The sequence below is a fragment of the Methanomethylovorans sp. genome, assembly GCF_041305605.1.
Classification (GTDB): Archaea; Halobacteriota; Methanosarcinia; order Methanosarcinales; family Methanosarcinaceae; genus Methanomethylovorans.
This window is the reverse complement of sequence record NZ_JBFYLB010000113.1, coordinates 1-10,606: the sequence shown is the minus strand read 5'-3', so window position 1 is coordinate 10,606 and position 10,606 is coordinate 1. Positions and strand designations below refer to the sequence as shown.

The window sequence follows — 10,606 nt, the reverse complement described above, 5'->3', positions numbered from 1 at the left end:
CTCATCCGGGTTGATATGAATACCCGGATGTTTTGGAAATTGTTTTGTACTTACTTGTTCTGGGCGTATTTTGCAACAATTTCCTGCATGTTTGAAGCCATCATTGCAAGTTCCTGAGAATTCTTTGCCAATTCCTGCATGGCTGCATTTTGTTCTTCCACGGCAGCTGAGGCTTCTTGCGTTCCGGCAGCGGCTTCCTGGGAGATGGCTGCTACCTCATCCACAGAAGAAGTGATCTCTTCTATAGATGCAGACTGTTGCTCAGCTGCTGCTGCTATTTCCTGCACCATGGTAGCAATATTATTCCCGGCCGCCACAACGTTCTTCATACCCTCCACAGCCTGGTTCAGAGCAAGAGATCCTTTGGATACTTCTTGAGAACTCTTTTGTATGGAGTTAACAGCAGTATTCGTACCTGCCTGCATATCGTGGATAAGACTGGATATCTGCTTGGCAGCATTCCCGGAATCTTCCGCCAGCTTACGGACCTCATCTGCAACCACTGCAAAACCCCGCCCATGCTCACCTGCACGAGCCGCTTCTATGGCAGCATTAAGAGCAAGCAAATTCGTCTGGTCTGCAATACTTGTGATAAGGTCAACTATTTCGCTTATCTGACTGGACTTCTTATCCAGGTTCATTATCGTTTCTGCTGCTTCTGCTTCGGCCTCCTGGATAGCTGCCATCTTTCCAAGAAGTTCTCCAGTAGATTTACCCATAGATTGGATCATGTCGTTGGATTGGGTTGCAGTATCTGCAGCTTTCTGGGAATTGGATGCTACATCCTGAACAGTTTTTGTCATATCTCCCATGGCATGAGCAACCTCATCAGTTTTAGAAGACTGGTCCTGAGAACCCTTTGCCAGCTCAGTTACAGTGTTAGCTATCTGTGATGATGCAGCAGTCATCTCCTGGATAGAAGCAGACATAGTTTCTGCAGTCATAGCAACCTGATTTGCATTGATACTTACAGAGCTGATAATATCTGTAAGAGACTTCAGGATCTCATTCAAACCCGTTGGAATGGCAACAAAATCAACACCCACGTCAGTACTTGCTCTTGTATTGATCTTTCCTTCAAGAGCATCAGCAGATATCTGCTTGAAATCCTTTACCATACTACCGATGCCTCCAGAGATAGACCTATTGATGAGCAGTGCAAAAGCAGATCCCAGAATAATAAACACTATAACTGCGCTAATTATACTGTTACGAATGGCAACTACAGGAGCTTCGAACTCATCTATGTATGTACCGGATGCAATTATCCAGTCTGTAGGTTCATAGTATGTGTAACTAACCATTTTGTCCCTGCCCAGCCAGTTATAGGTGCTCATACCTTCCTTACTGGAGATCATTTCCTTTGCAAAATCCTCTGCATAAAGGCTCTCACCTTCTTTTGCGGGATGGATTATGAGATTTCCTGTTGAATCCATAGCGTACATATATCCTGTTTCGCCAAACTGGATTTCAGACATTTGTTTCTTGATAACAAGCCGATAATCTTCTTCAGGGATACCAACAAAAAGAACGCCTATGATCTTTCCAGAGGAGTCTTTTATTGGTTCATAGATGCTTAAATAAGATTCTCCCAGCACATCAGCTATTCCTTTATAAGTCTGCCCTTTTTGTACAACTGCATCATAAACAGTATTGGATAGACTAGTTCCTATAACACGTTTTCCATTTTCATCAACTATAGTTGTGGATACGCGGGTTGCCAAACTATCCTCCACTTGGAAAACAGTTACTTCTCCTCCGGTTTCTTCTTTGATGGAATCAACAATCTCATAATTACCGTTGACAATGTACCCATCTCCAAACATTATTTTTTCATCGGATATTCTTGGACTACCATATGAATAAAAACTGCTGCTTGCTTTGCTCATATCATATTTAAGCGCTTCAGAGGCAGCTGAATAAACAGCATCTACATATTCCTTTTCCATTTGGACCTGTTCGTCCAGCCTTTCATTGAGTTGTGTATGAATGGCATTTGATGTTTCTTCATATGCGTAAAATCCGACAATGGTTGCAGGTAATATTGTTAAGATCAATGCCATTACAAGGATCTTGTGACTGATAGATATGCTTTTGAAGTCCATAACTTTCACTCTTTTATGAAGGGGTATGTCTAGTTAATGTAGTCTTTTTCTATCACCTTAATATATACTTTATATTATAAAAATATGCGGTTACTGTCTTTCACATTCTAACATTTGACAGATATAAGTTCCCGATGAGTAAAAAGAGAGTAAAAAGTGACTATGTAGAAAACTTCAATATTCAAGAGATAAAATACATTAAGAAATTTAGGCAGTTTTGATAAACCTGCCAGAACCAACATTGCTTTAACTAAACTCTAAATATGGGTTAAGTAAATTAATTATCATTATATATTCACTGATTTTGCTCTTGATAAAGAGTATGAACGTCTTCAATCCATTGGAAACAAGCTTGCTGAAATTGAATCTCTAATAAATTGAAAATCTTTTCATCCTATCCCGGAATCAATGTATAACAATGAATTCTCATATATCTAACTTAAGCTTATAAGAGTGCATATAAGCACTTAACTTAGGAGGAAAAGATTATGGACAGTTTTATGCAATGTGCCATCGAGGAGGCAAAGAAAGGGCTTGCTGAGGGAGGTATTCCCATCGGGTCCGTGCTTGTAAGGAACGGGAAGATCGTTGGCCGGGGCCATAACATGAGAGTACAAGAGAACGATCCCCTGGCACACGCCGAGATCGTCTGCATACGCAGTGCAGGGCGCCTCGGCAATTATAGTGACACGATCCTTTACTCGACGTTGATGCCCTGTTATCTGTGTGCAGGCGCTGCTGTTCAGTTCGGTATAAAAAAAGTGATAGTGGGAGAGTCTGAGAATTTTCACGGTGGCCCTGAATTCATGAGGGAGCACGGGATAGATGTAACAGACCTGGGCATCACCGAGTGCATAGAATTGATGAGTAAGTTTATCAGGGACAGACCGGACCTCTGGTATGAGGACATAGGGAAATGAAGGTAATGATCACAACCTAAGTTCCGGATCATGCCTGTTTTATTCTTTGCTCATCCAAGTTCGAAACTCGTAACCCCATAAACCTTATCAAGCTCTATATCAGGTTCTTTTAGGCTGTACATACGTATAGTCCTGAAAATCACATTCATGTGATACTTCTTTGCTATTTCCATTGCTTTTTTATTTGGTTCGGGCACGTCAAAGTAAATGGTTTCTTCAGGGACTGAAGCCCTAAGCGCCCTAAAGATCTTCTCTGCCGTATTCTGGTCGTCCGCAAAAAGAGGACCTATCTTATAACCTGCCCGACATTTCCTTATCACGCCATACCCTTTGAGTTCCTCGCCTTCAAGGTCTGCAAAGGCATAAGAGTCAGGCTGATTGACCCATTTCTTCAGAAAACCAGGTCTTGGGGCAGGAAACATTCTACTGTCATACTGAAGCAGTTTTTCAAAAGGGACTTTTGAGATTTTTACTAGTCCATCCGGGATTTTTCCTCCGCCTTTACCTTCAAAACGCAGGTTGCTGTAAGAGGATCTGAATTTCATAACTTTCTGGTATTTCTTTTCATTCTCTATAACACCATCAAGCCCGATATTTCTGTCTCCCAGGTATTCCAGGCATTTTTTTGTCAGTTTCGTTCCTATGCCTTTTTTCTGGAATTCAGGCTTGACCACATAGAGACCCAAAAAACCAAATTTGTCATCATATGCGACAGCAGAGGCACAGCCGACGGGCTTGCCTTCAAACTCTGTAATAAAAAAACCTTCGTAGTCAGCTTCATAAAAAAGTTCACCGTCATGGATACCGGGATTCCAGCCTTCGGCAGCTGCCATCTCAATTGCGAATTCTGCCTCTTCCCTGTTCATTTTTCGGATTTTCATGTCTTCTATTTTTTCCGATTCCTTATCCATGACAATTAATGTTCTCACTTTCTATTTAATTTTTAAGTATGCTCCACCTAATCTCTTTTTTGCCAGATCCAGATTGCAGGCTTAGATTTTTTTCTCCTCCCTTTACCTGACAAGAGACAAATCGAAGATAATTCTTGTGAAACGTATAGCTAGATCTTGGCATGAAAATTCCTTTGCAAAGTATGGCGGGACTTGAACTTGAAACCTATCATTATAGTGTTTACAGATAATTATTTGACTCAGCAATAACATGATTTCCATTGTTCACCGGAGAATTCTTTGAATGTCATTCCATCGTCCTCACAATAGAATTGTGAGGGTATGAATTTATACTTTTGAAACAAGCTTATGGATATGCAAGGGTAGGTACGTCACATAAATGGAGCTTTGATCCGGGGCCTGAACTATTCTGAAAAGGACCTTGAAAAGAAAGATTTCCGGATGCTTTACCCGGAAGACGGGGAAGATAACGTTCTTTCAAACCCGGATGGGGTAATGGTAGATAAATCCTCGACATGTGAGACCCCTCTGTGATAAAAGAAGGAATTCTTATTCCCATTAAATCAGAATTCACACTTGGTAATTGGAGAGGACAGGATGTCCTCATAGCTATTTCTTCTTTTCTAAAGGAGCAGGTTCTTAACAGCAATCCTGCTCAATTTTCCTGTTGCCAACACCGAGCACAACAATTTTTGTTTCCATTGGTGTCTTCCATCCCACCGGGATAATTTCCTCTTTTTGCACATCTATTTTGATATGATTTGAATCAAGCCCAGCATCTTTCATGTAACTATGGACTGTGGTTTCACCAAGGGTAACGGCATAGTCAAGTGCCTCCTTGTATTCATAAAAATTACTTTTCCCATGTTCGGAAAACACAAGGAATTCCCAATCAGGAGCCGCCATGGATGCTGGTCTTATAAGCACCTCGAATCTTCGTATCCCCTTTGCAGCCAGTGCACCGGCAGCATTCCCTACGTTTGAATACTCCGGAAGGATTATTTCTGCATCCAGTATTTCCTTCATATTCTCGACAAAAGCAGTGGCAGGCCCTCCTATCAATACAACCGGAACCTCTACTTTGAACTTTGCGGGTGACCGAATATCAAATATTTTTCTTATCTCTTTTTTCTCCACACCTTCAAGGAAAAATGATATGAGGTCACATGCCATGTTTTTTGCAAATTCTGCCTTAATATACCTTGCAAATTCATATCTGTCCATGCCTACTAATGAACCAAGCAGATCAGCACCTGTATTTGAAGCCTCGACATTTCTTTCCGTGTATTCTCCAAGCACGTGCAAGGCATCCGTGAGTGTAAAACCTATAGGCTGTAAGAGTCTTTTTTGAATAAGACTATCCAGTACACTACTGGTAGGATATTTTTTGATCCGGTTGAATATCTCTGTTATCGACGTGGGATGTTTTTTTACGGCATCGAGTACCTTTTTTTCCTCTTCACTGATATTCATTACTTCATAGTCTGTTCTCAGATAGAATTTTGTAGGCTGATAGTTAACTCCCAACTGCATTTTAGAGGGAATTGGATTTGTTTTGAGCTGCTCAGGGAAATCGGGATAAAGTATAGCAGCCCTGCACAGGGGAATAACCCTTCGGGGACCTATTGTAATATCTTTTCCTTTCACCCAAACATGACTGTCTCCACCCATTGCAGATGTTTCCATCTTTATTGCCTTGACCCTGGTTTTCCATCCGCCTACAACAGCGCCAGCGTCACTCATATCAGGGACACCGTTGTATATAACTGAAATATCTGTGCTGGTGCCTCCCACATCTATAACGGCACATGTCTCCTTTTTCGCAAGGAATGAAGCTCCCACAAGACTTCCGGCAGGCCCTGAAAAGATGGATTCAATGGGTTTTTTGAGTGCACTCTGTATGCCTATAACAGACCCGTCGCACTTGAGCATGAATATTTTTGCATCAATACCCCTTGACTTTATTTCTGCTTCAACGTTTTTCATGAATCTCTCAGTTACAGGTAGCAGTTGTGCATTAAGGAATGCTGTCACTGCTCTTTCAAATGCCCCAAGGTCTTGGGAGAGCTCATGGCTGCAGACAACAGGAAGACCTGTGAGATCCCGGATAATTTCCTTTGTGATCAGTTCATGATCATGGTTTCTGATACTGAAGTATGAGGATATTGCAAAAGCTGAAACCTGACTTTTTACCTGCAGGGCAAATTCTCTGATGGACTCGGTATCCAAGCTGTTAGTTTCAACACCGTTGTGGTCATGACCACCGCTGACCTGTAAAAAATGACTTGTTGGAAGTTCCTGTTTGATCTCATAATTTCCAATGAGTATCATGGCAACAGGGAAGCCGGTGCCTTCCAATATACTGTTTGTGGAAAGAGTTGTGGATACTGACACGACTTTCACATTTTTGAGACATGTAGGATCCAGTCCATCAATAGATCGTTTGATCCCATCCAGCGGGTCCGGGTAGCTTGTTAACGCTTTATTTGATTGTATAATGGTATTGTCTTCATCTCTTAGAAGAACAGCATCAGTATACGTCCCTCCTGCATCTATGCCAAGGCTATAACTCATTTTTCCAAACTCCTTTTTTATTGTGTTGATTATTTGTCTAAATGTTGCAAAAACAAATTATATATATTTTGTGGTAGCTTCATTCACACTGTTAACGAAAAAACAGTATATATAGCATTCTGTATTGTTTTTTTTAATATGTTGTATGGATGCAAATGCAAAAAATATACATATATATGTTTTGGGTACAAATATACTGTAAGAAGCTGGGCAGTATCATAAAAAAATTAAGAGTGAATCCCTCAAACACTTTCTTTCAATATCTTAGTTATCTCCGATAGACTCATCGATCTGCTTGCCCGAAAGATGCACATAGGTACGAAGGATGTTAGAATCCTTACCTCACCCAAAGTAAATTATTTGGGCTTCAGTGAGGTGGTTGGGCATGTACAATCTACCCGAGATTCGTTCGTACCCATATACAAAATATTAAATGTTGCAGCCCATATTATCCTTTTAGACAAAAGAAGCAGCCTACAACTAATGTAATTAACTCGTTGCTTAAGTAAATAAATATCTAGGTACATTAATAGTGATATTTTTAAACTTAAGGTCCCAAATTCCTATGTAAGTATAGTGATAATATTTTCATGTTAAGATAATATTCAAAGACAAAATATCTTCGCTGATTTCGGAGAGGCTCTGTAGAAATCCTTTAAATTCAACAGATTAGTCAAATTAACAATAATTGCAAATATGCTTCAAATATTGAGAATATTTGCTTATTTTAGTACTTGCTGTCCATTTTGATATTTTTCTACATAGCCCGATTTCTATTGTTAAGACTCTGAGAGTAGACAGAAGCGTACCAATATATTTTAGTACACTTTATTTTTATATTAGCGTATAAATTATATATCATGTAGTACATAAAATATCCAATTGAGCAATCATAGTAAATCTCAAGTTCACATTCATGGTAATAATCATTGATTAATTAAAAGGTACATTAAAAAGTTCAGTCGAATACATGGGTTCTTTTTGACAGAAGGTGTTGCATGGATGCTGAAATGATAATAGCCCTCATAAACAATGCAGCTTTACTTCTTGCTTTAGGTGTAGCGTATGATATTCTTTTTTCAAATGCGAACATAAATACGCGCCTAAAAAGTATTGTTTTTGGTATGATCATTGGCCTTATTGGTATTGCTTTAATGTTAAATCCATGGGAGCTTTCCTTTGGACTGTTTTTTGATACCCGCTCTATTCTACTAAGTATAACCAGCCTCTTCTTTGGTTTTATTCCCGCGGTCATCGGAGCACTCATAATCGGTTCTTATCGTCTCTATTTAGGCGGTGCCGGAGTAGTGATGGGTGTTTCTGTAATTGCGTGTTCTGTAATAATAGGACTATTGTGGAGACGATATCATAATAGATTACAAAAAGTCTTAGGAAGATTTGATTTATACATTTTTGGTATTTTGGTTCACATTTTCATGCTTATATGCGCGTTGCTGCTTCCCTGGCCATTTGCCTTTGAAGTTATTAAATATATAAGTTTACCAGTAATGTTGATCTATCCCATTGGAACTGTGTTACTGGGAAGTATTCTGAATAATCAGTTGTCCCGCAAAAGAACTCAGGATGAGCTGAAAGAGAACGAGGCAAGGCTTCAAAACTTCATAGATAACGTCCCGGTTGGGATGTTCAGTATAAGTTCCGAAGGAAAAGTGATTCAAACAAATACAGAAATGGCCCATATTTTAGGCCTGAGTACTCCTGATCAAGTCATCAGTTACATGGAGAATAAAAGGGAACAATTATATGTTGACCCCAAAACCAGTGAGGAAATAGCTACACAAATTAGAAAGTATGGATATGTTAAACACTTTGAATTTGAGGCTTTGCATTCAGATGGAGGGAGCATATGGCTAGTAATGAACGCAATAAAGAACTGGGATTTGAAAGGAGAATCATTTACAATTGATGGTTTTGTCCATGATGTCACCGAACGTAAGAAGGCTGAGATCAAAATTGCCGAAGAAGCAGCAAGACGACGTATCCTGATAGAACAGTCTAACGATGGGATAGTTACCCTTGACCAAAATGGCAAGGTTTACGAGGTGAACCAGAAATTTGCGGATATGCTTGGCTATTCCCAGGAGGAAGTCCTCCAGTTACACGTTTGGGACTGGGATATCCAATGGAAACGTGAGGAATTGCTTGAAATTATTAAGCATGTTAGCGAATTAGGTTATCATTTTGAGACACGTCAGCGTCGCAAGGACGGCACGTTCATCGAAGTTGAAATAAGTGCAAACGGAGCCATCTTCGAGGAGAAGAAACTGACATTTTGTGTGTGTCGGAATATTACCGAGAGAAAGCAGGCCGAAGAGATGTTACTGCATGCTAAACTAGTTGCCGAAGATGCCAATAAGAGTAAGGGGGAGTTCCTATCAACCATGAGCCATGAGCTGAGAACTCCACTTAATTCGATCATAGGTTTTTCTGACATGTTGCTAAGTGGAACTGTTGGGAACCTGAATGAAAAACAGGCAAAGTACATCAATCACATTTCAATAGGCGGAAAACATCTGCTGGACCTCATCAATGATATCCTCGACCTCTCAAAAATCGAGGCCGGCAAAATGGAACTTCACTACGAATCCTTCCTTGTTTCAGACGCAATCGAAGAGGTAAAGGTGCTAATATCCCCGCTTGCAATAAAGAAGAAAATTGAGCTTGATGTCAAGATCGGGTCCGAGCTTGGAAGCATCAATGCAGATAATATCAAATTCAAACAGATCCTCTACAATCTTGCGAGCAATGCCATTAAATTCACACCCGAAAAAGGATATGTTGGTATCAATGTACATCTAATTGATAATATGCTCGAGATCAGTGTGATAGATAAAGGCATCGGGATTGCAACAAAGGACCTTTATAAGCTGTTCCAGCCATTTAAACAGCTGAACTCATATCTTACACGTGAACACGAGGGAACAGGACTTGGCCTCGTTCTTGTTAAGAGATATGTTGAGATGCACGGTGGCAATGTATGGGTTGAGAGCGAGGTCGGAAAGGGAAGCATTTTCACTTTTACTATTCCGTATTGTTGACTTAAGGGATCTCCGTTTCTTGTCTCATTAGTGATACTCTATCCCAAGCATGGATGTGCTGTGCAGAACGTATCAGTTCTCTAGCTGCATGTATGTCAAACTTCAATGAATACAATATCAGGCAGGTGGGCCCAGCTTTCCAGGTTCACCCAAAAACGGAAAAGTGCGCTAATTTCTCCATCTTCAAGGACAATCTGGAACCGCCGGGTCTCAAGGTCCCGATCTTGCCTCCCTGCTAGATTCCCGGTTCAGGGACAGGATGCAGGGTCTATCCTCATTCCCCAAGTCTCTCAACAAGACATAACAGACAAAACCATCATCCTTGAAGTCCAGGCTATCACCAAGGATAAAGATCCCTTTACCTGATTTGTATTAAGGGAATTGAACTGATAAAATGAAGCCCCCGGAGGGATTTGAACCCTCGACCTGCTGATTACGAATCAGCCGCTATACCGCTAAGCCACAGAGGCAATTGTGTCTCTAAATAATAGATAAGAATTTAATTATTTCGCTCAGCCTGTAATTCTTACTTCGATGCACACATTGAATTGGTGCGGGGAATAAGAGCGCACAATACGGGTGGCACGGAGTTCAACAGCAAAACCGGCCCTGGATGCAGCGGATTCTATGTGGGAAAGGGAAGAGGAGTACAGGTCGGACTCGGGGGTGATGTCGTAGTAATGGATCACAGTTCCCGGTTTTGCAATTACCATGGCTGCATCCAGGAATTCTCGGGCGGTATGGGGCAGGTTCATAATGATATGGTCCGCAATGCCAGCATATATCTGTGCTTCTTCTTTGGCATCTCCTTCCACTGCCACCACATTACTGACTGCATTAAGCTCAATGTTGTGTCTCAGGAACCTCACAGCTTCCGGGTTCTTATCAATGGCTACCACACGGCAGGAAGAACGGTTCTTTGCAATAAGGATGCTGAATGGCCCGACACCTGTGAACATGTCTACGACCACCTCGCTATTCTTTATCTGTTCCAGGATTCTGGAACGTTCCGTAGCAAGTCGGGGGGTGAAATATGC

8 protein-coding genes and 1 tRNA gene are annotated in these 10,606 nt (G+C 40.9%); 4 read left to right on the top strand and 5 right to left on the bottom strand.

The window, feature by feature from the left end; genetic code table 11:
• Positions 1–50: 50 nt before the first annotated feature.
• On the bottom strand, positions 51–2,105 hold the full coding sequence (locus ACCM36_RS07125) for a methyl-accepting chemotaxis protein (RefSeq protein WP_370573061.1): 2,055 nt from the start codon (positions 2,103–2,105) through the stop codon (positions 51–53).
• A 488-nt stretch (positions 2,106–2,593) separates the two neighbouring features.
• On the opposite strand from ACCM36_RS07125, the gene ACCM36_RS07120 reads away from it, so the two are divergent.
• Positions 2,594–3,025 carry a nucleoside deaminase gene (locus ACCM36_RS07120; protein WP_370573060.1) on the top strand — a complete coding sequence of 144 codons (432 nt, stop codon included), beginning with the start codon at positions 2,594–2,596 and terminating at the stop codon, positions 3,023–3,025.
• A 50-nt stretch (positions 3,026–3,075) separates the two neighbouring features.
• Here the strand turns inward: ACCM36_RS07120 and ACCM36_RS07115 are convergent, their stop codons facing one another.
• Entirely contained in the window at positions 3,076–3,936 is an 861-nt protein-coding gene (locus tag ACCM36_RS07115) for a GNAT family N-acetyltransferase (protein WP_370573059.1), read from the bottom strand.
• A gap of 387 nt (positions 3,937–4,323) precedes the next feature.
• Between ACCM36_RS07115 and ACCM36_RS07110 the strand changes: the two genes are divergently transcribed.
• Positions 4,324–4,470: a hypothetical protein gene (locus ACCM36_RS07110; protein WP_370573058.1), complete on the top strand. Its 147-nt coding sequence runs from the start codon at positions 4,324–4,326 to the stop codon at positions 4,468–4,470.
• 105 nt (positions 4,471–4,575) lie between these two features.
• Here ACCM36_RS07110 and ACCM36_RS07105 read toward each other — a convergent pair whose 3' ends face one another.
• Positions 4,576–6,510: a hydantoinase/oxoprolinase family protein gene (locus ACCM36_RS07105; protein ID WP_370573057.1), complete on the bottom strand. Its 1,935-nt coding sequence runs from the start codon at positions 6,508–6,510 to the stop codon at positions 4,576–4,578.
• 998 nt (positions 6,511–7,508) lie between these two features.
• Between ACCM36_RS07105 and ACCM36_RS07100 the strand changes: the two genes are divergently transcribed.
• Complete coding sequence (locus ACCM36_RS07100; RefSeq protein WP_370573056.1) at positions 7,509–9,569, top strand: PAS domain S-box protein; 2,061 nt, start codon at positions 7,509–7,511, stop codon at positions 9,567–9,569.
• A 105-nt stretch (positions 9,570–9,674) separates the two neighbouring features.
• Positions 9,675–9,935 (top strand): hypothetical protein, encoded by a 261-nt coding sequence (locus tag ACCM36_RS07095; protein ID WP_370573055.1) that lies wholly within the window; start codon positions 9,675–9,677, stop codon positions 9,933–9,935.
• Between the two features lie 32 nt (positions 9,936–9,967).
• On the opposite strand, the gene ACCM36_RS07090 is transcribed toward ACCM36_RS07095, so the two are convergent.
• Together ACCM36_RS07090 and ACCM36_RS07085 are read right to left on the bottom strand one after the other, a co-directional pair.
• Positions 9,968–10,039 (bottom strand) — tRNA-Thr (locus ACCM36_RS07090).
• 42 nt (positions 10,040–10,081) lie between these two features.
• The coding region (locus ACCM36_RS07085; protein WP_370573054.1) for a class I SAM-dependent methyltransferase family protein at positions 10,082–10,606 on the bottom strand (525 nt) is incomplete at its 5' end.

What these genes read in the sequence shown, in the direction of transcription:
- ACCM36_RS07125 (WP_370573061.1), bottom strand. Translation starts at nt 2,105, where the DNA reads ATGGACTTCAAAAGCATATCTATCAGTCACAAGATCCTTGTAATGGCA.
- ACCM36_RS07120 (WP_370573060.1), top strand. Translation starts at nt 2,594, where the DNA reads ATGGACAGTTTTATGCAATGTGCCATCGAGGAGGCAAAGAAAGGGCTT.
- ACCM36_RS07115 (WP_370573059.1), bottom strand. Translation starts at nt 3,936, where the DNA reads ATGGATAAGGAATCGGAAAAAATAGAAGACATGAAAATCCGAAAAATG.
- ACCM36_RS07105 (WP_370573057.1), bottom strand. Translation starts at nt 6,510, where the DNA reads ATGAGTTATAGCCTTGGCATAGATGCAGGAGGGACGTATACTGATGCT.
- ACCM36_RS07100 (WP_370573056.1), top strand. Translation starts at nt 7,509, where the DNA reads ATGGATGCTGAAATGATAATAGCCCTCATAAACAATGCAGCTTTACTT.
- ACCM36_RS07095 (WP_370573055.1), top strand. Translation starts at nt 9,675, where the DNA reads ATGAATACAATATCAGGCAGGTGGGCCCAGCTTTCCAGGTTCACCCAA.